This is a genomic window from Paenibacillus piscarius (assembly GCF_022234545.1).
GTDB lineage: Bacteria > Bacillota > Bacilli > Paenibacillales > Paenibacillaceae > Paenibacillus_AQ > Paenibacillus_AQ piscarius.
Window position 1 is genome coordinate 1 of sequence record NZ_JAIEUI010000040.1, and the last position, 24,310, is coordinate 24,310.

Consider the following 24,310-nt stretch of genomic DNA (forward strand, 5'->3'; position numbering starts at 1 on the left):
TCGCTTTTAGGTTATACTCTTTTATTCGACGGTGTGGAAATGAATTCCTTTAGTTCAACTTATATAGATGGGGTTATTATGAGCCGGCTGCTCTTTTACAGTATAGACCGGCAAACCTGACAGCATAGATTCAAGTTCATTTACCTGCCAAGAAAAAGACGAAATGGAGGGGTATAGTTACAGCGGCAGAAGGTCCTGAGCACCGGGATTACTGCGGCTCTGTTAGGTCTGAGGCATAGGCCGCCGCGACGCCGCGGGCTACCTCGCCCAATCTGCGGCGGACATGCGCCGGCGCCAGCACCTCAAGCACCGTTCCGAAGCTCAGAAGGAATCCGTACAGCCATTCGTTCTGGGGATAATGTACGGTAAGGGTATATCCGCCGTGCTCGTCCGGCTGAAGCGTCTCACAGTCGAAGTACTCCTCGGCCAGATGTCTGCCCTCCGGGGCGAAACGCAGTGTGAGCGCTGCGGTCTGCTGCGGGTCTTTCCAGCCGTCACCCCAAGGCAGCTCCTGCAGCGGAATATCCCGGCGGGTATACGGCCGCCGCTCCTTCATCAGCGCCTTCATCCGCAGCAGCTTAAAGAGCCGGAAATCCTGGCGTTCGGTGCAGAAGCCGTACAAGTACCAGGACTGTCCCTTAAGGACCAGCGTATAAGGCTCAATCGTGCGCCGGGTGACCCGGCCCTCAGCGGATATGTATTCAAAAGTGACGGTAACGGCTTCCTCCAGCGCTTCTTTCAGCAGGCGGATCCGCTCCTCCAAGGGGGTCATCAGCTCCCAGGGGGAGAGATCGACGATCATCTGGGTCGTTTTGCTGCGGAAGGCTTCCATCTGGGACGGCGGGATTACACTGCTGATCTTATCCATTAGCAGCTGATGGCCCCCCCCCCCGTAGGACGAGACGCTCTGCAGCGCGGTAAAAATATCAGCCAGCTCACGCTCAGACAGGACGTTGCGGTCGAGCCGGTAACCCGGCATCAATCCGATGCCGCCCCCGGAGCCCTGGTACGTGACGACAGGAATTCCGGCGCCGTTGATGCTCTCGATATCACGGTAAATCGTGCGCACTGACACCTCGAACATATCGGCCAGCTCCTTGGCCTGAATCAGCGGCCGGTTCAGCAGCAGGATGACGATGGAGAGAAGACGGTCGATTTTCATAGAGATACCTTCTTTCGGAATCAGACTCAGCGGTTCTTGGAGGTCTCCTTGACCTTGGTCTTGAGCGGGGCTGCAGGCTTGCGGCGCAGCAGCCGCTGGCGGAGGGCAACCCGGTAACGGTACAGAATAATGATTGCCGCTATAACAATAACACCCAGGGCGATCCATAGGGCATAGGTTTCAATTAAATGGAAAATCCCCATCCATTGGGGGCCGAAGATTTTGCCGATACCCAGGAACAGGACAACCCAAAATAAGGCACCGCCATAAGCGTACACAGCGAATTTGCGGAAGGGCAGGGCGATGATGCCGGCGAAGTAGCCGGTGAAGTGGCGGACGCCGGGTATGAAATAACCGATGGAGATCAGGATGCTCCCGTACCGCTCGAACCAGCGCTGCGTCTTCTCCAGCTTGGCCGGGGAGAACAGGAACCATTTGCCGTAGCGCTGGATGAAGGGCAGCCCGGCCTTATGACCGATGAAATATGTGATGGTCATGCCGATCGTCGTCCCTGCAAAAGCTACAATTACCAGCGTGAAGAAATCCAGCCTTCCGGTGAAGGACAGAAAGCCAGCGAAGGCCATGGTGGTCTCTCCCGGGAAGGGGAGGGCAATAAATTCAAGCAGAAGCCCGAAGAACAATACGCTATATCCATAGCTGGCGAACAATTCCTGTATCCATTTCAGCATTTCCATCGATTCTTCACTCTCCAAAGGCTGTGAGCCAATTCTAAACCGGGGCTTGTCTTCATACAATCTACCAAATGGCGAATTACGCCAATAGAATGCTGGAGGTAGAGATGATGAAGGGAAGCCTGGGAAAATCTATCCGCCGCATGGTAATCTGCGGATTGCTGGTGATTGCAGTAGTGCTCAGTGTGGGGGTGTCAGCCTATGAAGGAAGGGGGAATCTCTCTGCTCTGCAGAATACGGTCTCCCGGCAGGCTGAGGCCGGCAAGGCCTTACCTCTACTCTCTAAGAATAATCCTCCGACTGCCCCGGTGCAAGAATTGCGACCTGAAGCGTCCGGGAAGGCAGCCCTTCAGCCGCAGAAGGCGCATATCCAGGCCTTATCCGCCAAGGCCGCGGCTCCGGCTCCCGCTGCGCAGGGTAAGAAGAATAAGGTGGTCTATCTGACCTTCGACGACGGGCCGAGCGCAGTCACTCCTGAGGTTCTCAGCATCCTGCAGCAGCAGGGGGTGAAGGGCACCTTCTTCATGCTGGGGGAGCAGGCGGCAGGCCGTCCTGAGCTGGTTAATGCCGTCTATAACCAGGGACATGCCATCGGCAATCATACCTATAATCATAATTATCATGATCTATATAGCGGATTCACGGAATTCTGGCGCCAGATCAAACAGACGGAGAAGACGGTGCTGGAGATCACCGGGTTCCGTCCGCAGCTGGTCCGGGCTCCGGGCGGAACCTTTGATCATTTCGACAATACGTATTTCGGGCTGTTGAAGCAGGCCGGCTATACCGTAATGGACTGGACGGTGGACAGCGGTGATTCGCGCCGCCGCGGAGTTCCTGCGGCCGAGATTCTGCGGAATTCGGCCGCTGATCTCTCCTCGCCCCGCGTGGTGGTGCTGCTGCATGACGGCTCGGGCCATGAACAGAGCGCCAAGGCACTCCCGGCGATTATTGAACGCTACAAGGCAGCCGGTTACGAGTTCGGGCTGCTGGATGCGCAGAGTGAGCCGGTGCAGTTCAGGGTGTCTGCGAAGGCGGCTGCTCTGCACCGGGCGAAGCCGTCCGAGGCCTGGATCACTGCCAATATTGTGCCGAATGCCGCGCTGGTTACCCCGGGCAAAGCGCTTGCGCTGGAGGTGGGAGGGGCGAAGGCGAGACTTGAGCCGGGAGAATACCGGGTAGAGGACGGACAATATGTGGTCCCGCTCCGTACCGCCGTGGAACGCCTGGGCGGAGCGGTAGGCTGGAATGCGGAGGAACGCAGCGGAACGGTCCTCTGGAACGGGCGCAGCCTGACGCTGGATTCGGTGAGGCAGGAGATTAGTATCCGCAGTCAAGACGGTAAGGCGGAGCTTATACCTGCGTCTGTACAGCTCATTGATTCATCGCTCTGGGTTCCCCTGCGGGCTTTGCTGGAAGCGGCGGGGCATCCTCCTGTAGAAGCCACAGTACATGCAGACGTACGCATAGTGAAGGCTGCTTAAACCGGGTGGCCAAGTTCAATAGTTAGAAGACAGTAACAAAAGGCAGGTCCCGCTCAGGCAAAATGAGATCTCATGAGGTCTGGGCATCCTTGTTCGTGGGAAGAATAGAACGTAACAGGCTCCTGTCCTGTCAGCCTTGCAGCCAGTGGATTGCCGGCCTGTGACGGGGAGCTAGTCTATGACCACAGGAAGGGTGTCCTCATTGTCATCATCCGTGACTGATCCGAAGCTGTACAAAGATATACACAGTAATGCATATGGGCGGGCGGAAGAAGCCGCTATGTTCTCCCGGCGGCGCGTCCGCCGCGCTGTAACGGAATGGGGCCGGATGCTGTTCCTGATGGCTTCCGGCAGCGGGCTGTATCTGTGGCGCGGGGGGGAATCGCTGCTGCTGCTGTTAACGGCGGGCGGAGTGCTTATGGCGGGCGGCCTGCTGCTGCTTCTCTTCGGCCCCCGCAGAGTCACTGTGCACCGCACGATATCGCCGGCAAGGCTGTCCGCCGGAGAGAATGCCGTTGTCGAGGTGCAGCTTTCTTTGACCACGCGCCTTCCGCTGCCCTGGATGATTGTTACCGACTACTGGAGCGGGGGCAGCCATCAGGAGCTGCTGTTCCCCGGCTTCCGGCGCTCCTTCACCTATTCTTATACTCTACAGTCCGTCCCGAGGGGAATCCATCATCTGACCGGCTGCAGTGTGACCTGGGGCGATCTTCCGGGGCTGTTCACCGGAGGCTGCCAGCCGGCCGGCAGGGAGAGCTTCAAGGTGCTGCCAAGGGCGCTGTATGTGAATGATGTGCTGCCCGGCCAGGGCATGCTGCCTCGTGAGCATTTGCGGCCCCGGCAGGGCAGGCACAGCAATCCGCAGGCGGCGGATATCCGCGACTACGCTCCCGGCGATCCCTTTAACCGGATTCACTGGAAGAGCAGCGCCCGCAAGGGCGCTCTGCAGAGCCGGGTGGCCGAACGGGAGACAGGGTGCATGACCTGCATCGTGCTTGCAAACAGCCCGGAGGATTATACGGTTCCGCCCGGCTCATATGTGCCGCGCGGACAGCGCGGGAAGACGGTTCCCGCCTTCGAGCAGGCGGTCTCGGCCACGATGGGGCTGATGCTATCCGCCGAGCGTTCAGGCAGCTATGTACAGCTCTTCAGCGGCGGCTGGCCGGAGGGGATGGCGAGGCATGAAGGGCTCGGCCGGATTCCCGGCAGGGTGCAGGATCTGCTTACCGAGATCGAGCCGGCCGGTGCACAGAGTCTGGCCAGCCTGCTGGAGGCTGCGGCGCAGAGCTGGCTGCCCGGCATGACGGTATCAGTGATTACCGGCAGGCTGGAGGAGGAGTCTGCGCGGACGCTTGCCCGCTTCCTCGTTCAGGGCATCCGGGTGGAGCTGTATTATGTCTGGGATCAGCCTTCTCCGGGCAACAGAGCAGCGGGAAGTCCTGTACGCAGTCCCGCAGGACCGGCAGATCCCGGTCCGGAGTTCTCCCGCAGCAACAGGCAGGCCGCAGGCCCCGTGCAGGGGGAGCCCGCCGCTTCCTGGAGCCCGCCGCCTCCCGCAGCAGATTCGATCGCCGGGAGCCTGATGCGGCTCGGCGCGAATCTGCATTGCCTGAGTCATACCTGTCCGCCGTCACCAGTCCAAGGGTACAAGGGGGCGGATTGATGGGCTTCCTGATGAAACGGCCTCATGTTGCGGCTATGCCGGATGAAGACTGCCCCTTTGAGGACCCGGCAGAGAACAGCTTCGCGGATACAAGGGAGGACCAGACGGGTCCCCTGTACTATCGCGGCCTGTTCTCTTTGGCGATTCTGGGCATTCTCGCTCTGTGGCTGCGGCCGCTCTACCACCTGGGGGCAGGGAACCATGTGCAGCTTCTGCAGGTCCTCATGCTCTTGGCCGTTCTGATTCTGGCTTGGGGCTGTCTTCAGCTGCACCGGCTGGTGCAGGCAGGCGGGCAGGTGCTGCTGATCTTCCTGGCCTGGTACCGGCTCTGCAACATAAGCGGAGGAGGCGGCTGGCTGCGCGGCTATGCCCGGGAGATTGGAGCCGACGCCCTGCTGCTTCTGTCCGGGCGGATCTCTTCATTAAGCGAGGACAGCAGGCTGCTGATTCTGGTGCTGGGCTGGGGGCTGCTGGTCTCCTCTGTCCAGCAGTTAGCCCTGTACAGAGGGAGTATGACCCTGTTCGCCGCGGTCACTCTGGCGTATCTGCTGGTGCTGGATATGGGTTACAGGGTCCATACATCCGGCGGGATTCTGCTCTCTGCCGGCCTGATCCTCTGGCTGCGCTCTTTAAGCGGCCTGCTCCGGCTGCAGGAGCGGACCGGCAGTCCGGCCCTTCCTTATGGGCGCTGGGGCGCCTGGAGCTTCGCTGCGGCGGCCCTGCTGACGCTGGCCGCGTGGATTGCCGGGCTGGGGCTTGGCGCGCGTCCGGCGGTTCCCGTCACACTGCAGCCGGTGCTAAGCCGGCTGGAGCACTGGGCGGAAGCGCAGCAAGAGGAGTCTGCAGCCGGACCTCTGGCGGGCAGTACCGGCTACAGCCTTGAGGACCATGAGCTGGGTATGGCGTTATCTCCCGGAAGGGAAGCTGTCTATAGCGTGACTTCCCCGCGGCCATACATCCTCCGGGGGGAGAGTATGGCCTATTATGACGGCCGCCGCTGGATCAGGAGCGGAGCCGCATATAGCCCGCTGAACCTGCTGCGCCTGCCGGAAGCCGTTCCTGCTGCTTCCGGCGCGGCGTCTGCCGGGGCAGAGACGCTGACCCGGCGGATTCAGTTCACCCGGCCTACCGCCGGCGGGCTTCCGCTGTTCAGCGCAGGTGCTATAGCGGATGTGCTGAATATTCTGCTCACGGACGGGAGCCGGCTGGGGTATGTGCTTGCGAACCCGGAACGGCTCACCTTCCGGCTGCCGGAGGTGTATGGCTCTGCCCGGGTGAGCGAGTACACGGTTAAATCGGTACTTCCGGTGACCGACCCTGCGGTGCTGCGCAAGGTGAAGGAAGATGATCCTGACCCGGTCACAAGCCAGTATCTGCAGCTCCCCGCCACGCTGCCGGCCAGGGTGCGTGCTCTGGGCAAGCAGCTCACGGCTGCGCAGGCTACCCGTTATGATGCGGCCGCTGCGGTAGCGGATTATCTGCAGAGCCGCTATACCTATACTCTGCAGACCCGGGTGCCTCCGTCCGGCGCTGAATTCACGGACGACTTTCTCTTTGCAACGCGGCAGGGCTATTGTGTGCATTTCGCCACGGCCATGACGGTCCTGCTGCGCAGCAGCGGCATTCCGGCCCGCTATGTGCAGGGCTACGGCCCGGGAACCCCCGTGCCCGGCTCCGTGCCGCAGCGCTATACCATCACCGAAGGCGATGCCCATGCCTGGGCCGAGGTGTATTTCCCCGGCGCGGGCTGGGTCCCCTTCGACCCCACGCCCGCCGCAGCCGCCGCTTCCGCAGGCGCGGCGGCTGCTGTGGCGGCGGCTCCTGCCCCGCCGCCGTCCCGTGCGTCCGCTGCGCTGCATGCGGACGCCTTGCCCGCCGCCCTGCCGCAGGCGGGCGGCCCGGACCGTGCGCCGCTTGCCGCCGCGGCGCTGGTGCTGGCCGCCGCGGTCCGCTGGCGGCGCAGCCTGGCTCTGCTGCCGGCGGTGCGGCGCGCCGGCAGGCTGGGCCGTGAGCGGCAGCTTCGCGCCGCCGCGCTGGCCTGGCACGGGCTGGCGGCGCGGTATGGAGCGCCGCCGCCCGGGGTCACCGCCAGGGAGTATGCAGACTCCCTGGCGATTGCGGACCGGCGGCTGCGCGCCGCGGTCCGGGGGTTTGTACGCCAGTGGGAGACCCTGGCGTATGGCGCCGGAGGCGCCGTGCCTTTGCCGGCGGCGGCCCCCGGGCGCGCCGGGCCATCAGCGGCGGTTCCCGAAGGCGCTGTGCCTTCAGCAGCCGCGGGCCCCGGCAGCGCCCCCTCCAGCGCTGCCGATCCTATCGACGCGGAGGCTTTCCTGGCCCGGTGCCTGATGATTACCTTCCATCTGACGTGATCCGTAAGAGGCGTCCCTGCGTGTGCAGCGGACGTCTTTTTGACGGCTAAGCTTGCCGCTCCCAATGTAGTCGAAAAACCGACCACATTCAGCACTGCGCGGGCACCTGCTCCCAATGTAGTCGAAAAACCGACCACATTCAGCGCTGCTATGGCACCTGGGTCAAATGTAGTCGAAAAACCGACCACATTCAGCGCTGCGCGGGCCCCCGCTCCCAATGTAATCGAAAAACCGACCACATTCAGCGCTGCGCGGGCCCCCGCCCCCAATGTAGTCGAAAAACCGACCACATTCGGTGCTGCTTAGGCACCTGGGCCAAATGTAGTCGAAAAACCGACCACATTCAGCACTGCGCGGGCCCCCGCTCCCAATGTAATCGAAAAACCGACCACATTCGGCGGTACGATGGCACCTGTCCAAATGCTCCCATACCTAACGCTACACCCCCAGCCGGAGCTGTAATTCTTCTCTGTATCCCCATAACCTGGTATAGGCTCCCGGCAGCGGTGAACCGGCATACATTTGCTCATCTGCAGGTATTCCGTACTATGATAGCCGCAAGCCTGTTTCCGCACTCTTTCCCCCGTGCCCGTATTCCCTCCACCCCCGCCCCGGCCAGCCCAAATCCTTGAAGCGGAGGGGTTCCATTTCCTTGACGCTGAGAATTAACCATGAGTATAATGAATCCAATAATCAAGGGAGGCAAGTAATGAACAAGCCAAATGAAATTATCGTTGTTCTGGATTTCGGGGGACAGTATAACCAGCTTATCGCGCGCAGAATCCGTGACCTGGGGGTATACAGCGAGCTTCTGCCGTACAATACACCGATGGAGAAGATTAAGGCATTATCACCTAAGGGCATCGTGTTCTCAGGCGGGCCAAGCAGTGTCTATGCCGAGGACGCACCGCATGTGGACCCGGCGATTTATGAACTGGGACTGCCAATTTTCGGCATTTGCTATGGGATGCAATTGATGGCGCAGCAGCAGGGCGGTAAGGTGGAACGGGCATCCAAGCGTGAATACGGCAAAGCGGATGTTGAATTTGCACCTAGCTCCGTGCTCGCTGCCGGTCTGGAGAGCAAGCAGACCGTATGGATGAGCCACGGCGACCATGTGGTCGAGCTTCCGGCGGGCTTCAAGCTGGATGCCGGCACAGAGAGCGCTCCGATTGCAGCCATGAGCAACGATGTACGCAAGCTGTACGCCGTCCAGTTCCACCCTGAGGTGCGCCACTCCATCAAGGGTAACGAGATGATCTCGAACTTCCTGTATGAGGTGTGCGGCTGCGAAGGCAAATGGACGATGGAATCGTTCATTGAGGATGCTGTTAAGGATATCCGGGACAAGGTTGGCGACAAAAAGGTGTTGTGTGCGCTCAGCGGCGGCGTGGATTCTTCTGTAGTGGCTATGCTGATCCACCGGGCCATCGGCGACCAGTTAACTTGTATGTTCATTGACCACGGCCTGCTGCGCAAGGGTGAGGCAGAGAGCGTCATGGAGACTTTTGTCGGCAAGTTCGATATCCATGTGATCAAAATCGACGCCCGCGACCGCTTCCTAGGCAAGCTGGCCGGTGTGTCCGATCCCGAACAGAAACGTAAAATCATCGGCAACGAGTTCATTTACTGCTTCGACGAAGAATCGGCCAAGCTGGGGGATTTCGCCTTCCTGGCCCAAGGCACGCTATATACAGATATTGTAGAGAGCGGTACAGCAACTGCGCAGACCATCAAGTCACACCACAATGTAGGCGGACTGCCGGAGGACATGAAGTTCCAGTTGATCGAGCCGCTGAACACCCTGTTCAAGGATGAGGTCCGTAAGCTCGGTGAGGAGCTGGGAATGCCGCATGCCATCGTGTGGCGTCAGCCGTTCCCGGGTCCGGGTCTGGCGATTCGTGTGCTGGGTGAAGTGACTGAAGAGAAGCTGCAGATCGTCCGTGATTCCGACTATATCCTGCGTGAAGAGATTGCCAAGGCTGGCCTTGACCGCGAGATCTGGCAGTATTTCACTGCCCTTCCTAACATGAAGAGTGTCGGCGTAATGGGGGACGAGCGTACGTATTCCTACACCGTGGGTATCCGTGCGGTAACCTCAATCGACGGCATGACCGCCGACTGGGCGCGTATCCCATGGGATGTACTGGAGAAAATCTCGGTGCGTATCGTCAACGAAGTGGACAACGTGAACCGCATCGTGTACGACATTACCTCCAAGCCGCCTGCGACGATTGAGTGGGAATAACGGAAGCAGGCTCGTTCCATAGAAAATGTAGCTATTTCAACCTTTGAAATAGATGCGTTGCAGTCGTTTAGTATGAAGAAGCACACCGGTCTGAAGTTGTTCTTCTGCCGGTGTGCTTTGTTTTTTTATGGAATAAGAAGGAGGGGAATATGGGCTTCAATTTATTAGATATCGACCAGTGGAATCGGAAAGAATACTATTTGCACTATATTCAGAATTTACGCTGTACGTATAGCTTAACTACGAATATTGATATTACGTTTCTCAAGCATGAAATGAGCAGGCGGAGTCACAAAATATATCCAGCCTTGATCTATATGATCACAACCGCTGTGAATCGCCAGAAGGAATTCCGGATGGATCACGACAGTGACGGCCGTCTGGGATACTGGAATGAGTTAAGCCCCAGCTACACGGTTTTCAATCAAGATAATGAGACCTTCTCAAGCATTTGGACCGGATATGATTCCAGTTTCGCGAAGTTTTATCATGAGTGTATGCAAGACATTTCCACATATTCCGGTTCAACAAGTATGATGCCGAAGCCTCATATGCCACGGAATACATTTAATATCTCAAGTATTCCCTGGACGGACTTCACAGCATTTAACCTGAATGTCTATAACGAAGGATTATACCTGTTACCTATATTTACGATCGGGAAATTCATCCGTCAGGAAGATAAAATCCTCATGCCGCTTGCGGTGCAAGTACATCATGCTGTCTGTGACGGCTTCCATCTGGGAAGGTTCATCAACAATCTGCAAGAATTAGCAGACCACTATATGGATTGGATGTAAAAAACTCCAGCCCCTCATCAGGGAGCTGGAGTTCTTCTTATATATAGGCCGCTATATTCCGGTTTATATCGCGTTATGCCTCATTATGCCGCGTGCTACAAGCTCTTCAGCTCATAAATCTTCTCAAGCGTACGAAGATTCTCCGCCTTATCGTCATCTTCCTCAGAAAGAAGATAACCTTCCACCAGTCTATATCCGAACACAAGCAGGATAAACTCGTAGATGCAATGCCCGTCAAGCGGGGCGATCCCGCCCGCATACTCCGCGAAGCCCTGGTAATAAGCAGGGACGCAGCGCTGGTAGTATTCAGCCATGCGGTCCAGATCCGCCTCATCCGCAATCAGGCTGGCAATATCCTCGCCGAGGTAGCCCCAGCCCGCAGTATCCCAGTCGATCAGCGCGATGGTCCCGCGATCATAGATGATGTTGGTTACCCAGAAGTCGCGGTGGCATAACACCAGCGGCAAGCTCTCCATCCGGGCGAAAATGTCATCCGACTGTTCATCAATATCGATGAGCATCTGCCGCACATGCTGCGGGAACTCACAGTCCTCTGAGCGGATATAGTCGTACACGACCGGCCATGACCGGTAATGCAGATACGTGTTCTTCATTAGATCCGCATGACTTAGATTAGTCAGGCTCTTCAGCACCTCCGGCTGCTCTGCGTATAATTTGCCCTGATAGCGCCCCAGCTCCAGCGCCGCCTGCTCGTACATATCACCCGTCAGCTTCAGGCCGGAGATGCCATCGATATATTCCAGCCACAGCTGGTACTCATTCTCTTCATCATTCATCTCCGCGTGATAACACACCGGCCAGCGGAAGGTTTCATTGAAGGTTGCTCCCAGCTCAGAAGCATAGAGATCATATTCCCGCCGCCATGAATCCGGGTCATTGTAACGTTCCCATTTCTTTTGAATTTTCAGTACTATGCGGAACGGCAGGCTCTCCCCGGCAGCACTTGCAGCGTTTCCGGTGACCAATTGCACATCCCCCACAGTTCCGCCGTGTAATTGTAGCGTTTCGTAATCCGCTGAGGTAATCGTTGTATTCAAAAGCTCAGATAGAGCAATATATAAAGCATCTTGGTTTATGTTCATTGGTATCGTCCTCCGTTTTTCTTCATTTGCTTGCGCTGCATTGCAGCAGACTGATTCCGGGCATCCTTGTGCCTGAGATAGTGTGTTCTGTTCTGAACGAATTGGTTCTCCTGCTGCTGGGCCTGGTAGCGCTCCCAGCGTTCATGCGTCAGGGAACCATCCGCAAGGGCAGCAAGTACCGCACAGCCCGGCTCGGCTTCATGGCGGCAATCGCTGAACCGGCATCCGCCGAACAAGTCCTCTATATCAGTGAAGCCTGCGCGGATACCTTCCCCGGCGTCGAACAGCCCCAGCTCACGCATTCCGGGCGTATCAATCACCATGGCGCCGGAAGGGAGCATGAACAGCTGGCGGTGGGTGGTGGTATGCCGTCCCCGGCTGTCGTCCTCCCGGATCGTCTGGACCTTCATGACATCCTGCTGCATTAGAGCATTGAGCAGAGAGGATTTGCCGATCCCGGACATGCCGAGGAAGACCATGGTCTTGCCTGGCAGCAGGTAGGGGGCCAGCTCATCTAATCCCAGCCCGGCATGACTGCTGATTGCGTGTACCGGAACATTCGGGATGCTGCGAATGACCTCTGCAACCTGCTGATGATAATCAGGAGAACGATCGGCCTTGGTTAAAATGATGACCGGCTGGCCGCCGCTCTGCCTGGCCTGGGTCAAATAACGCAACATGCGGGTGACATTGAAATCCTTGTTCAGGGAGGACAGGATAAATACATAGTCGAAATTGGCGGCTACGACCTGTTCCAGAACGGTTCGGGTATATTCTGCGGCATGGCCCGAATAATTCGCACGCGAGAACTTGGATCGGCGGGGGAGAAGCGCTGTAATGAGCGATTCCCCGCTTTCGTTCGGACGCAGCAGGACGAAGTCGCCGACGCACGGGAAGTCTGCGCGGGCTTCCGCGCTGTGATAGAACGTGCCTTTGAGTACAGCGGTCAACTCGCCTTGTTCGGTGATCACGGTGAAGCGCTCCCGCCGCAGCTCTGTAATTCTGCCGGGCAATAGCCCGGCGGGGATTTCCTCTATTCCGGTGTAGCCATAGGTTGTAAGTTTAATCATGTTTTTGGGCTTTAGCTCCTTATCCTGTTGTTTGGTGGACGCAAAAATGCCGCGGAACAGCAGCCTCAAATAGAAGCTGCTGTTCAACGGCATTAAGACGCAAAAAAGATACGACCTTCATCGTATCCCATAAACAGCAATATTCACGAAAGGTTACTTGGGATGGCATACCAAATAATACAGGCATAATGCCCGTAAATGAGAGGTATACCCGCTATTCAGTTGTTAGACTGAAACCACCATATAAGTAGTAGCCAATTAGAACATCCCCTTTCGTATAAGGAACTCATAAGAAATTTGTCTGCTAACCGCAGAACAAGTACAGGTTAACATATCTATGAAGCCGAGTCTATACCTGATTTTCCAGAGTTATCCTGAGCTTCCTGCTCGATACCGAAACCCCCGTATTTTATTTGAGGAAAATGTTAAATTTACGAACATTAATCTTGAATTGCTGAATAACGTTCGTATTTATCATTGACAAGTGATGTCATCTCCCCCTAAAATGATAAAGCGCTACAGCAAATATATATTCGTATAATTCCGGGAATGGGCCCGGAAGTCTCTACGAGGTCACCGTAATGACCTGGCTACGATTAAGAAGAGCAGCTTCATCTGGAAGGACCGGGAAATATCCGGGATTCCGGGCAGCCATCTCTTTGTCGGGCCGGTATCTTCCCAGATGCCGGCTTCCTGTGTTGCTGTATCGGCACAACATATAACCTTAGGGGGAGAACCATTTGAACCGCTTTTTCAAGCTGAAAGAGAACGGCACCACAGTACGCACAGAGATCATGGCCGGGATCACCACGTTTATGGCAATGGCTTATATTCTGTCGGTGAATCCAAGCACCCTGACTGCCTTCGGCCGCATCGATATGGGCTGGTATTCCGTCTTCCTGGCTACAGCGCTGGCCGCTGGTATTTTCACGATTGCCATGGGGGTATTCATTAACTTCCCGGTCGCTCTGGCGCCTGGTATGGGTCTTAATGCATATTTCGCCTCTGTAGTTCTGTCCTCTGCAACCACAGAGCATGAGTTCACCTGGCAGATGGGTCTGACCGCTGTCTTCATCTCCGGGATTGTTTTTATCCTGCTCACGATCACTAGGGTCCGGCAGATTCTCCTCACTGCTATTCCTGATAGCCTGAAGCATGCCATCACCGTCGGTATCGGGATGTTCATTACCATTATCGGCCTCAAGAACAGCGGGCTGATGACGATCGGCGTCGAAGCCGGAAGCGACATTCCTGCTAATAAATTCACAGATGTACTTTCTTTTGAAACTGTAATTCACATGGGCAGCCTGGAGAACACTAATGTTCAGCTCGTCATTATCGGCTTGCTGCTGATCTCCATTCTCATGGTTCTGCGCGTTCGCGGCGCAATCCTGTTCGGGATTCTCGGTACTACTGTAGCTGCTATCCTGATGGGCGCTGTTGATTTCAGCTCACTGAGCAATCCGCAGACCCCTTGGATTCCTGACTTCACCCAGCTCAACTTCTGGGAATTCGACTGGGAAGGCATTATGCACACCGGTATCGTGTCGGCTATTGCCACCTTCACCTTCGTAGAATTGTTTGACACCTTCGGTACACTGGTAGGAACGGCTGAACGTGCCGGTATTATGAAGAACCCGGAAGAAGGCAAGAAGCGGGTTGGTAATGCGATGTTCGTAGATGCGGTAGCCGTTGCGGGCGGTGCCATGCTGGGTACTTCCACAACTACCGCTTATGTTGAGAGTGCAGCAGGCGTGGCTGAAGGCGGACGTACAGGTCTGACGGCAGTAACTACAGGGATCTGCTTCCTGCTGGCCCTGTTCCTGGCTCCTGTTGTCGCTCTGATTCCTGGTCCGGCCACAGCGGCAGCGCTGATTATTGTCGGCGTTCTGATGGCCCAATCGATCCGCGAGATCGACTTCCAGGACATGGTGCTGGCGATTCCGGCCTTCCTGACCTTCGTGATTATGCCGTTCACCTACAACATTGCTAACGGCATCTCGTTCGGGATTGTTACTTATGTCATTCTGGCCTGCGTAGCCAATGTTGCCGGCAAGAAGAAATACGACATCCACTGGATGATGTGGGTGCTGGCGGTTCTGATCATTCTGCGTTATGTACTGATCGGCAGCCAGGGCTAAGCGTATCAGAGGTATCCTTGCTGCAATATCTGCGGTCCCTTCATGCGAATGAGGGGGCCGTTTTCTTTTGGATTACCGGGCCTTTTCTTCAACCAATATTTAGATTATATTGTTGAAGAGGTGATAAATGGTGTCCGGCGTATACCATAGAGCTTACAAGTCCTTCCGTAATCATCCCTGGCCGCTGCTGCTGTTCCTGCTGGGGGCACTGGTCCGCATTCTATACATAACCTCTATTCCGCCTGGGCTGAATCAGGACGAAGCCTCCATCGGCTATGATGCCTATGCTATCCTTCACTATGGAATAGACCGCAACGGTATTCATCTGCCTGTTCACCTCATCGCCTGGGGAAGCGGGCAGAATGCGCTGTATGCATACTTATCCATGCCGTTCATCCTGTTGTTCGGCCTGACACCGCTGTCTGTGCGGCTAGTCAGTGTGGTGATGGGGCTTGCGGGCATGATCTTTTTCTACCTTATTATGAGAAGGCTGACGGCTTCGCCCGGTGCGGGGACGGCTGCCCTGTTCTTCATCGCGGTGAATCCGTGGCATATTATGATGTCCAGATGGGCGCTGGAATCGAATCTTTTTCCTACGATGATCCTGATCGCTCTATATTTTCTGCTGCGCTCCTTCGGGAATCCGCGCTGGTTTTACGCATTTACCGCCATGCTTGCCCTCTCTCTGTACGCCTATGGGACGGCCTACTTTTTTGTCCCGTTATTTGCACTCGGCACGGCGGTTCTTCTATTATATAGCAAGGTCCTTAGAGTACGGACGCTTGTATGGAACGCACTATTGTTTGCGGCAATGGCCTTGCCTATATTACTATTTATTGTAATCAACCGTTACGCTATGAAGGACATAACCACCCCATTGTTCACCATACCTAAGCTGACGATGCCGCGTGTAGAGGAGATATCCTCCGTGTTCGGCGGCCGGTTATGGCAGGCGGCTGCGGATAATTTCAGCGCTTTTGCGAAATTGATGGCCAGCGGAAGTGATGGCCTGCCGTGGAACTCTATTTCACCGTACGGGTATGCTTACCCGCTTGCGCTGCCTTTTGCCCTGTTAGGCCTGATTGTTGTGCTGTATTCGTGGTGGACAGAGCGGCGGGAGAGGGAGAGCGCAGGCCAAGGGGCCCTGCTGCTCTGGTTCCTGCTCGCTGTGCTGCTGGCGGGGATTACCACGGTGAATATTAACCGGATTAATATTATTTTCTATCCGCTGATTATGCTGGTGAGTGCCGGCTTCATCTGGATTGCCCGCAGAATGAAGTGGGCTGGTATCCTGGCGGCGGCTGTGTTTGGAGTTATGTTCGTCCTGTTCGCTAATAGCTATTTCCGCGAATTCCCGGATCGGATCGCTCCGGCCTTCTATGATTCCTTCGGAGAAGCCGTGCAGTATGCTTCAGATCACAGCAGCGGAGAGGTATATCTTACGAATCAGGTGAATATGCCATATATTTATGTGCTGTTCTATGACCAGATCAATCCGCATGATTTCCGGAAATCCGTTGTATATGCCAATCCGGGAGAAGCCTTCCAGCGGGTTGCTTCCTTCGGGAGGTACAGGTTCAAGGATCTGGGGACCGTGCCTGCCGGGGCCGCATACGTCTATCCGAATGATGCGGGGCTTCCGGCGGCCGAAACCGGATATACGGTGAAGCGCTTCTCAGGCTACAGTGTAATGCTCACGGATGCCGGAACCGGCGGGACGCCTTCAGTATCTAAGACAGCTATAGCTGAATTGCTGAACGGGGGCTTTGAAGATGGAGGTGCGGGCTGGACGTTCACAGCGCGAACGGGCGTGGCTGAGAATAAGCCCTATGCCGGCCGCAGGCTGGCATATCTTGATCCGGGGCCTGACACCAGCGTGTCGCAGACATTCACCGTACCCGCCGGCGAGTACAGGCTATCTGTGATGGCAAGCAGCGGCGGAAGCGGCGGGCGGGTCGGCATCCGTGCAGCCGGAGTTATCCTAGCCGAAGCCGGGCTGCCTGCGGCAGAAGACTATCAGCGAGTCACGCTTCCTGCAGTCACTCTGGAGCAGGGGGCGCAGGCAGAAGTATACATAACCGGCGGTAATGGCTGGATTAACATTGATGAGGTGAGGGTAGAACGATGACCAGAAATGTACGTGCAGCGGCAACCGTTATACTGATGCTCTTATTATTCATTCTTCCTGCAGCAAGCATCCATGCGGAAGGGAACCTTCTGCAGAATCCGGGCTTTGAGGAAGGGGAGGACGGGGCGCCCGCAGGCTGGACCCAGGACCGGTGGGTTCCCGGGGATGCCGCAGGCCTGATGTCGATTCAGTCCGAGGAGGTCCATTCCGGCAGCAAGGCGGCGGTCATTGAGAATCTGGAGCCTAACCATCTGAAATGGGTCCAGACTATTGCCGTCGAGCCGGAGAGCTATTACCGGATTTCAGGCTATGTCAAAGTTGCCAGCACAGCCGGAGAAGGCCTGGGCGCGAATATTTTCCCCCTGGGAATTGGCGGCGGCTACCCCGCTACCAGTGATACCGGCGGGGACTGGCAGTACCTGGAGTTCATCGGCCAGACCGGCAAGCAGCAGACCGAGGTCGGAATCGGTGCGGCACTGGGCGGTTACGCCAATCTGATCCAGGGTAAGGCCTACTTCGACGATTTGTCTGTAGTGAAGCTTGATACGGTCCCGGAGGGCAGCAATTTTATCTCGCTGGACAGCGGAGCGCAGGCTGCCGGAGAGAATGCGGGAGGCGGGGACAAGCCGGCGGAGGTGCCGCATAAGGTATCACCGGCTAAGCTCCTGCTGATTTCCGGCGTGTTCTGCTTCTTTTTTGCTTTTTTGTACCGCAGAGCCTTCCGCAGTGAACGTCTGCTGGGGCAGGAGGCGGTCATCTATACCCGCTGGCTGTATGTTCTATTCGGTGTGGCGTTGATCCTGCGGATCTGGATCGGACTGACCGCGCAGGGCTATAAGAATGATATGAACACCTTCATGGCCTGGGGACAACGCATGACTGATCTCGGTCCGGGCAAATTCTATGAAGAAGGGTATTTCGCCGATTACCCGCCGGGCTACCTGTATATCTTATATCTGCTCAGTATGCTTCGCGGATTATTCGGCTTCGCCAGCGGATCTGGCGCAGAGACCGTGCTGTTCAAGCTGCCTGCGATTCTCTCGGATCTGGTGCTGGGCTGGATCATTTACCGCAGCGCGCGCGCCAAGATCGGTTCCGGCCTGGCCATCGGACTGATGATGCTGTTCCTGTTCAACCCGGCGGTGCTGATGGATTCGGCAGCCTGGGGCCAGGCAGATTCCTTTTTCCTGATCTTCCTGCTGCTGAGTATTATGGGCATTGCTGATGGCGCTTTTGTCCGGGCGGCTGTGCTGTTTGCCATTGCCACACTGATTAAGCCGCAGGCGCTGATCTTCACGCCGGTACTGCTGTTTGCCTACTACCATCACCGGGCCTGGAAGCAGCTCGCGCTGGGGGCGCTGTACGGACTGGGGAGCTTTCTTCTCCTCGCCGCTCCTTTTTTCTGGAATAACGGCGGTTTTGCAGGACTCATTAATCTGTACAAAGGCACCCTGGCGTCCTATCCGTACTCTACCGTTAACGCCTTCAACCTGTATGCCTTGACCGATCCGATGTGGTCGGCTCTGGATGTAACCTGGCTGGGGATACCGTACCGGATCTGGGGCTTTATCGCCATTCTGGCGGCAGTTGCGCTGGCGGCGTATTATTCCTTCAATTCGAAGGACCGCAAGAATCTGTCCAAGTCCTATTTTATCGGGATGGTGCTGATCACCATTGTCTTCGTCTTCGGGACCAAAATGCATGAGCGTTACCTGTATCCGGTACTGATCCTGTCCCTGTTCGCCTTCATCGAGAGCCGGGACCGGCGGTTCCTGACCTTGTTCCTCGGATTCTCCCTGACGCAATATATCAATGTAGGTTATACGCTGGCCTTCCTGAATACCGGCGGCAACCCGCCTTCAGACGGAATCGTGCTGGTGACTGCTCTTATTACGATTATTCTTGCATTATATATGCTCTATGTGGGGTACGATGTATATATCCGCCAGTCTGCCAAGCTTCTGCCTGAGCCTGTTACACCCAAGGAGGCTTATGAGGAGGATGTGGTGCTTGCGGAGGGAATCAAGCCGTTAACGGAGGCGGAGCGGCGTTCCCCGTTGAAGCTGCAGCGCAGAGACTGGATCTGGATGCTGGCGATTACCGTGCTCTACGGAGCGCTGGCGTTCTATCATCTGGGAGACCGCAAGGCGCCGGAGACGTTATGGGAGCCTGCCGCCAGCGGCGAGAGCTTCTATGTGGATCTGGGCCAGACCCGTCAGCTGGAGAAGGTCAATGTGTTCGGCGGGGTGGGGACCGGCAAATTTCAGCTGGAATTCAGCCAGACCCCTGATAATTGGAGTAATCCGCTGGATGTGAACGAGGATGTCGGCAATGTCTTCATCTGGAAAAATCAGCCGCTTAACGTATCGGCAAGATACGTCAAGCTTACGGTCACCTCTCCAGGCTTCACGCTCAATGAGATGGCGTTCTATGAGCAGGGCACACCGGAGGCTCCGCTTGCTGTAGCCAGTGTTACCCCGGATGCCGGAGCCGCTGCCAAAAGAGGAGCGCCGGCTAACCTGTTCGACGAGCAGGCTTTAATTCCGGCCCACTCGAATTTCATGAACAGCACATATTTTGATGAAATCTATCATGCTCGGACAGCCTATGAACATTACCACGGTATTGTTCCTTATGAGAATACGCACCCGCCGCTCGGCAAGCTGCTGATCGGGGTGGGGATGGAGCTGTTCGGCGTCAATCCGTTCGGATGGCGGATCATCGGTACCCTGTTCGGCATCGCGATGCTGCCGCTCATCTATATCATGGCGATGCGTCTGTTCCGCAGAACAACCTATGCGGCGCTGGCCTCCGGATTGTTCGCCCTGGACTTCATGCATTTCACCCAGACGCGGATCTCGACCATCGATGTATACGGCGTATTCTTCATCATGCTGATGTTCTATTTCATGCAGCGGTATTTCACGATGAATTTCTACCGGGTGCCGCTGCGGACCACGCTGGTTCCGCTGTTCTGGTCCGGCCTGTTCTTCGGCATCGGGGTAGCCTCCAAGTGGATCGTAGCCTATGGAGGTGCAGGGCTTGCCATTATGCTGTCGCTGTCGCTGCTGGACCGCTACCGGGAATATAAGGCTGCCGGACGACTGCTCGCTGAAGGCAAGCTGGCTTCGCCGGAGCTTAAGGCCGCCTGCCGGACGGCGGACCGGTCCTTCTGGAAGAACACGATCATCACGCTGGCGAGCTGTATCGGATTCTTCGTCATCATTCCGGCTATCATATACAGCCTGTCCTTCATTCCGTCGCTTACTGCCTCAGCAGACGGCTTCACGGTGAAAGGGCTGATCGATGCCCAGAAGAATATGTACAATTATCACAGCCAGCTTGTCGCCACACATCCGTTCGCCTCCTCCTGGTGGGAGTGGCCGTTCATGAAGCGTCCGGTATGGTTCTTCAGCGGCGGTGACGGCTTGCCTGCAGGCAAGGCCAGCAGCATTGTGACCATGGGGAACCCGCTAATCTGGTGGACCGGAATCTTCGCGATGCTGGCTGCCTTATGGTTCAGCGTACGGCGCCGGGAGAAGAGCCAGTATATGATCTGGATCGGCTTCTTCTCGCAGTATGTTCCATGGATGCTTGTCCCGCGCGAGACCTTCCTGTACCATTATTTTGCAATGGTGCCGTTCATGATTCTTTCGATCGTATACATCATGAAGCTGCTTGAGGACAGATTCCGTGATGTGAAATATCTGCGTTACGGCTACGTTGCCGCAGCTGCTATCCTGTTTATCATGTTCTATCCGGTGTTATCCGGCATGCTGGTCAACAGCAGTTATATCACCGGCGTACTGCGCTGGTTCCCTTCCTGGGTGTTCTAGGGGGGAGCCTGCGGCTTACAACAATTAATAGGAGGAACCCAAGGTGAAGGCCAGATACAGTGTGATTGTCCCCATGTATAATGAGGAAGAAGTAATTCAGCATACCTATGAGCGGCTCAAAAAAGTAATGGATGAGTGCGGGGACACCTATGAGCTGGTATTCGTCAATGACGGGAGCCGGGACCGTACGGCCGAGATTATGCGCGGAATCAGTAATGGGGATGAGCATGTCAAGCTGATTGACTTTTCCCGCAACTTTGGCCATCAGGTGGCGATTACGGCGGGGATGGATTATGCTGAAGGCCAGGCCGTTGTCGTCATTGACGCCGATCTCCAGGACCCGCCTGAGGTCATCCTGCAGATGATCGCCAAGTGGAAGGAAGGCTACGAGGTCGTCTATGCCAAGCGGCTGAAGCGCCACGGCGAGACCTTTTTCAAGAAAGCCACTGCCAAGATCTTCTACCGTCTGCTCAGCAGCATGACCAGTGTGGAGATTCCGACCGATACCGGAGACTTCCGCCTGATTGACCGCAAGGTGTGCGACGTGCTGCGCGGCCTGAAGGAGAAGAATCGTTATGTCCGGGGACTCGTGAGCTGGGTCGGCTTCCGGCAGACGATGGTGGAATATGTGCGGGAGGAACGCTTCGCCGGCGAGACCAAATATCCGCTCAAAAAAATGATCCGCTTCGCGCTGGACGGCATCACCTCCTTTTCGCATAAACCGCTCAAGATTGCATCCTATGTCGGCTTCTTCCTGTCCTTCTCCAGCTTCATCTATCTGTTCCTGGTGCTGTTCCAGAAGGTGTTCACCTCCTGGACCGTTCCCGGATGGGCTTCCATCGTCGGCATCAACCTGCTCTTCAACGGTATTGTGCTGATGCTGCTGGGGGTCATCGGCGAGTATATCGGACGGATCTATGATGAATCCAAGGACAGACCGCTATATATCGTGCGTGAGACCAGAGGTTATGAGGCTGCGGAGACAGATGACACGCGGAAGGACAGCGGCTATGCCAGATAAGGCTTGGAGTGCAGGCTTCATCCAGTTCCTGAAATTCAACGCGGTGGGCCTGCTCAATACACTGGTTGATTTCGCCGTATTTACGCTGCTGCATTCCATCGGGGTCTATACGACTCCGGCGCAGATCATTTCGTACAGTGCCGGCACAGCCAACAGCTTTTTCTGGAATAAGAAGGTGACGTTCCGCGACCGGGGCAGTGTTAGCGCAGACAGCTTTGACCGGTTGCAACTGGTGCGGTTCATTGTGCTTAACCTCATAGTAATGGGTATTTCGGTGCTGCTGATTCATCTGTTGACAGACTCGCTCGGCATTCAGGTGCTGATTGCCAAGGTTCTGGTCACCTTCATTACCGTGATTATTAATTTCTTCGGAAGCCGTAAATGGGTGTTCCGGTAACCGTCAGATTCATCTGCTCCGGGGGCGGAACAACAAATCTAGATTATGGAGGCGATTGTCATGCGGAAGTTATCCTATTTGATTATTCTTGCCGGGGTGCTGATTATGCTCTATCCCAAAGGAAGCGAATGGTACGAGGACCGACAGCAGCAGAAGCTGCTGGAAGAGGCGGAGCAGGCCTACAGTGAAATCGCCCCTTCAGCTGCGCCTGCGGCAACTGCGGATTTAAGCAAGCCTTATGCGGAAGTCACTCAGCTGCTGGCGGAAGAGTCGGATGCGGAAGAGCCGGTACCTACCAAAGCGCCGGATATTGAATTGGGCGGCAAGATAACAGCCATTATTGAAATCGGCAAAATCGATCTGAAGCTGCCAGTGCTGGAAGGCGCAACCAAGGCGAATATGAAGCATGCTGCAGCGCACATGAAAGAGACCGCACCGATCGGCGAGGTTGGCAATGCAGCCATTGCGGCACACCGCTCAAGAACAGCGGGACGGCTGTTCAACAGACTGGATGAAGTCGGCAAGGGGGATGAGATCACACTCCTTACCAGCGGTCACGAGTATAAGTATGTCGTATACGATGTATCCATTGTAGAGCCTACTGATGTATCCGTGCTTAAGGGAAATGGGGATGACAAAATCCTGACCCTCATTACCTGTGATCCGCTTGTGGACCCGACCCACCGGCTGATCATTCATGCGAAATTAAGCTGATGTCTGCACATTAAGGCAAGGCTAGGCAAAAAACATTAAATTTTAGTCTATTTTTGTAGGATTCTAGCATTTTGGGTCTTGATAATAGAACAAGATATGGTAAGATAAAACTATCAAAAGCTAATGCACGATAACGGCAAACCTATCGAAAGGTAGGGACGCAAAGCTACAGGGCCTTCCCGTCATGGATGGCAGCCAGCTACCGAATGAAGAGGCTTTTTTTGTTTGTTCTAAACTCTTATCTAGCATTTTTTGGTAGATGTCAGGACAGATAAAGCTTATACGATAACGGCAAACCTATCGAAAGGTAGGGACGCAAAGCTACAGGGCCTTCCCGCAAGAATGGCAGCCAGCTACCGAAAGGGGTTTTATCCAATGAAAAAGGTTTATTTGATGTTGGTTACACTTTTTGTGCTCGTAACTTCAGTACAGACGGGTACAGCTCAAGCGGCTAACGCCGATACAAGCTGGTTAAATGTAGGACAACTTGATCAAGGTGTCATCGGAGTATCCTACGATGTTCCTAAGGACAAGAAGATGAAGGTCATGATTACCAAGGATAACAACAGCTACACCTATAACCTGTACGCTTCCAGACCAACTGAGACGTTCCCGCTGCAACAAGGTAATGGCTCTTATAAGGTATCAGTACTTGAGAATACTACAGGCAACAAATACAAGGTACTGTCCTCTGAGACTGTATCCCTAAGCATGAGTAATGCTAACGCCGTATATCTGAGCTCTGTACAGAATGTGAAGTGGAGTTCTTCCGATAAAGCCGTTCAAAAGGCAGCACAGTTAACAAAAGGTCTGACATCCGATGCAGACAAAGTGAAGGCTATCTATAATTACATCGTTAACAATGTGAAATATGATTATGCGCTGGCGAACAGTGTTACAACAGATTATATCCCTAACAACGATAAGACGCTGGCTACCAATAAAGGCATCTGCTACGATTATGCTTCCCTGTTTGCTACCATGCTCCGTAGTGAAGGCATTCCAACCAAACTGGTAATGGGGAATACAAGCTATGTTACCTCATACCATGCCTGGAACGAAGTGTTCATGGACGGCAAATGGGTGACTATTGATACCACCGTTGATGCCGGGCTGGGCAAGAGCAGTGCAGCTACAGGCCTGATCAAATCTGCCAGCAAATATACTGCAGCGAAATTTTATTAAGATTCGTTCTTATTATATAAGTGTTTTCAAGGGTAACCCGCTTAATGATTAAGCGGGTTATTTTTATTTGAATTCAAAGGTTGCTTTTTGGTAGAGACTTGGGGTATCATAAGAAAGCGTTGTTGAGGCGGTAGGCTGAATAAGAGTTGACTGGAAATAGTCGCTTGAAAATAAAGCTTGCATTGATCGGCGCAACGTGATATATTATAAGAGTTGCTGGTGACGAGATAATCGCCGCCGACAACGAGCTTGATCTTTGAAAACTGAACAACGAGTGAGTATCAGAAATCACCTCGG

The 24,310-nt window shown here is 55.4% G+C and carries 17 protein-coding genes and 3 riboswitches; of the genes, 12 read left to right on the plus strand and 5 right to left on the minus strand.

Annotated elements, in window-relative coordinates:
- Positions 1-208: 208 nt before the first annotated feature.
- Both K1558_RS32145 and K1558_RS32150 read right to left on the minus strand, forming a co-directional pair.
- A complete protein-coding gene (locus K1558_RS32145; RefSeq protein ID WP_238656115.1) occupies positions 209-1,162 on the minus strand; it encodes a helix-turn-helix transcriptional regulator in 954 nt (317 codons plus the stop codon).
- 26 nt (positions 1,163-1,188) lie between these two features.
- Positions 1,189-1,857 carry a DedA family protein gene (locus K1558_RS32150; RefSeq protein ID WP_238656117.1) on the minus strand — a complete coding sequence of 223 codons (669 nt, stop codon included), beginning with the start codon at positions 1,855-1,857 and terminating at the stop codon, positions 1,189-1,191.
- 104 nt (positions 1,858-1,961) lie between these two features.
- On the opposite strand from K1558_RS32150, the gene K1558_RS32155 reads away from it, so the two are divergent.
- The 5 genes from K1558_RS32155 (at position 1,962) to catA (ending at position 10,418) form a co-directional block, all read left to right on the plus strand.
- Positions 1,962-3,338, plus strand: a complete 1,377-nt coding sequence (locus tag K1558_RS32155) for a polysaccharide deacetylase family protein (RefSeq protein ID WP_238656119.1) — start codon at positions 1,962-1,964, stop codon at positions 3,336-3,338.
- 178 nt (positions 3,339-3,516) lie between these two features.
- Positions 3,517-5,001 carry a DUF58 domain-containing protein gene (locus K1558_RS32160; protein WP_238656121.1) on the plus strand — a complete coding sequence of 495 codons (1,485 nt, stop codon included), beginning with the start codon at positions 3,517-3,519 and terminating at the stop codon, positions 4,999-5,001.
- Positions 5,001-7,370, plus strand: coding sequence for a DUF4129 domain-containing transglutaminase family protein (locus K1558_RS32165; RefSeq protein WP_238656123.1), 2,370 nt, complete (start codon positions 5,001-5,003; stop codon positions 7,368-7,370). Before K1558_RS32160 ends, K1558_RS32165 begins: the two co-directional genes overlap by 1 nt.
- 709 nt (positions 7,371-8,079) lie before the next feature.
- On the plus strand, positions 8,080-9,618 hold the full coding sequence (gene guaA, locus K1558_RS32170) for a glutamine-hydrolyzing GMP synthase (protein ID WP_238656125.1): 1,539 nt from the start codon (positions 8,080-8,082) through the stop codon (positions 9,616-9,618).
- A gap of 149 nt (positions 9,619-9,767) precedes the next feature.
- A complete protein-coding gene (gene catA / locus K1558_RS32175; RefSeq protein ID WP_238656127.1) occupies positions 9,768-10,418 on the plus strand; it encodes a type A chloramphenicol O-acetyltransferase in 651 nt (216 codons plus the stop codon).
- Between the two features lie 95 nt (positions 10,419-10,513).
- Here catA and K1558_RS32180 read toward each other — a convergent pair whose 3' ends face one another.
- Together K1558_RS32180 and rsgA are read right to left on the minus strand one after the other, a co-directional pair.
- Positions 10,514-11,521, minus strand: a complete 1,008-nt coding sequence (locus K1558_RS32180) for an aminoglycoside phosphotransferase family protein (protein ID WP_238656129.1) — start codon at positions 11,519-11,521, stop codon at positions 10,514-10,516.
- The gene (gene rsgA / locus K1558_RS32185; protein ID WP_238656132.1) at positions 11,518-12,591 is read right to left on the minus strand and encodes a ribosome small subunit-dependent GTPase A; all 1,074 of its coding nucleotides are present in this window, start codon (positions 12,589-12,591) and stop codon (positions 11,518-11,520) included. The genes K1558_RS32180 and rsgA overlap by 4 nt, the downstream gene beginning before the upstream one ends.
- 513 nt (positions 12,592-13,104) lie before the next feature.
- Positions 13,105-13,204, plus strand: a riboswitch (purine riboswitch).
- Between the two features lie 127 nt (positions 13,205-13,331).
- Between rsgA and K1558_RS32190 the strand changes: the two genes are divergently transcribed.
- The 7 genes from K1558_RS32190 (at position 13,332) to K1558_RS32220 (ending at position 24,013) form a co-directional block, all read left to right on the plus strand.
- Entirely contained in the window at positions 13,332-14,732 is a 1,401-nt protein-coding gene (locus K1558_RS32190; protein WP_238656135.1) for an NCS2 family permease, read from the plus strand.
- 127 nt (positions 14,733-14,859) lie between these two features.
- Positions 14,860-16,860 carry a glycosyltransferase family 39 protein gene (locus tag K1558_RS32195; protein ID WP_238656136.1) on the plus strand — a complete coding sequence of 667 codons (2,001 nt, stop codon included), beginning with the start codon at positions 14,860-14,862 and terminating at the stop codon, positions 16,858-16,860.
- Positions 16,857-20,696, plus strand: a complete 3,840-nt coding sequence (locus K1558_RS32200; RefSeq protein WP_238656139.1) for a glycosyltransferase family 39 protein — start codon at positions 16,857-16,859, stop codon at positions 20,694-20,696. The genes K1558_RS32195 and K1558_RS32200 overlap by 4 nt, the downstream gene beginning before the upstream one ends.
- Before the next feature lie 43 nt (positions 20,697-20,739).
- Positions 20,740-21,717, plus strand: a complete 978-nt coding sequence (locus tag K1558_RS32205) for a glycosyltransferase family 2 protein (protein WP_238656142.1) — start codon at positions 20,740-20,742, stop codon at positions 21,715-21,717.
- Positions 21,707-22,114 (plus strand): GtrA family protein, encoded by a 408-nt coding sequence (locus K1558_RS32210; protein WP_238656144.1) that lies wholly within the window; start codon positions 21,707-21,709, stop codon positions 22,112-22,114. Before K1558_RS32205 ends, K1558_RS32210 begins: the two co-directional genes overlap by 11 nt.
- A 60-nt stretch (positions 22,115-22,174) precedes the next feature.
- Positions 22,175-22,828, plus strand: a complete 654-nt coding sequence (locus tag K1558_RS32215) for a class D sortase (protein WP_238656147.1) — start codon at positions 22,175-22,177, stop codon at positions 22,826-22,828.
- A gap of 125 nt (positions 22,829-22,953) precedes the next feature.
- Positions 22,954-23,035: riboswitch (cyclic di-GMP riboswitch) on the plus strand.
- Between the two features lie 73 nt (positions 23,036-23,108).
- A riboswitch (cyclic di-GMP riboswitch) is annotated at positions 23,109-23,189 on the plus strand.
- A 14-nt stretch (positions 23,190-23,203) separates the two neighbouring features.
- Complete coding sequence (locus K1558_RS32220; protein ID WP_238656148.1) at positions 23,204-24,013, plus strand: transglutaminase-like domain-containing protein; 810 nt, start codon at positions 23,204-23,206, stop codon at positions 24,011-24,013.
- A gap of 106 nt (positions 24,014-24,119) precedes the next feature.
- Here the strand turns inward: K1558_RS32220 and K1558_RS32225 are convergent.
- Positions 24,120-24,310: hypothetical protein (locus K1558_RS32225; RefSeq protein ID WP_238656150.1), on the minus strand; the 191-nt coding region annotated here is incomplete at its 5' end.

Coding starts and splice junctions, on each gene's coding strand:
- K1558_RS32145 (WP_238656115.1), bottom strand. CDS start 1,162: ATGAAAATCGACCGTCTTCTCTCCATCGTCATCCTGCTGCTGAACCGG.
- K1558_RS32150 (WP_238656117.1), bottom strand. CDS start 1,857: ATGGAAATGCTGAAATGGATACAGGAATTGTTCGCCAGCTATGGATAT.
- K1558_RS32155 (WP_238656119.1), top strand. CDS start 1,962: ATGATGAAGGGAAGCCTGGGAAAATCTATCCGCCGCATGGTAATCTGC.
- K1558_RS32160 (WP_238656121.1), top strand. CDS start 3,517: ATGACCACAGGAAGGGTGTCCTCATTGTCATCATCCGTGACTGATCCG.
- K1558_RS32165 (WP_238656123.1), top strand. CDS start 5,001: ATGGGCTTCCTGATGAAACGGCCTCATGTTGCGGCTATGCCGGATGAA.
- guaA (WP_238656125.1), top strand. CDS start 8,080: ATGAACAAGCCAAATGAAATTATCGTTGTTCTGGATTTCGGGGGACAG.
- catA (WP_238656127.1), top strand. CDS start 9,768: ATGGGCTTCAATTTATTAGATATCGACCAGTGGAATCGGAAAGAATAC.
- K1558_RS32180 (WP_238656129.1), bottom strand. CDS start 11,521: ATGAACATAAACCAAGATGCTTTATATATTGCTCTATCTGAGCTTTTG.
- rsgA (WP_238656132.1), bottom strand. CDS start 12,591: ATGATTAAACTTACAACCTATGGCTACACCGGAATAGAGGAAATCCCC.
- K1558_RS32195 (WP_238656136.1), top strand. CDS start 14,860: ATGGTGTCCGGCGTATACCATAGAGCTTACAAGTCCTTCCGTAATCAT.
- K1558_RS32200 (WP_238656139.1), top strand. CDS start 16,857: ATGACCAGAAATGTACGTGCAGCGGCAACCGTTATACTGATGCTCTTA.
- K1558_RS32210 (WP_238656144.1), top strand. CDS start 21,707: ATGCCAGATAAGGCTTGGAGTGCAGGCTTCATCCAGTTCCTGAAATTC.
- K1558_RS32215 (WP_238656147.1), top strand. CDS start 22,175: ATGCGGAAGTTATCCTATTTGATTATTCTTGCCGGGGTGCTGATTATG.
- K1558_RS32220 (WP_238656148.1), top strand. CDS start 23,204: ATGAAAAAGGTTTATTTGATGTTGGTTACACTTTTTGTGCTCGTAACT.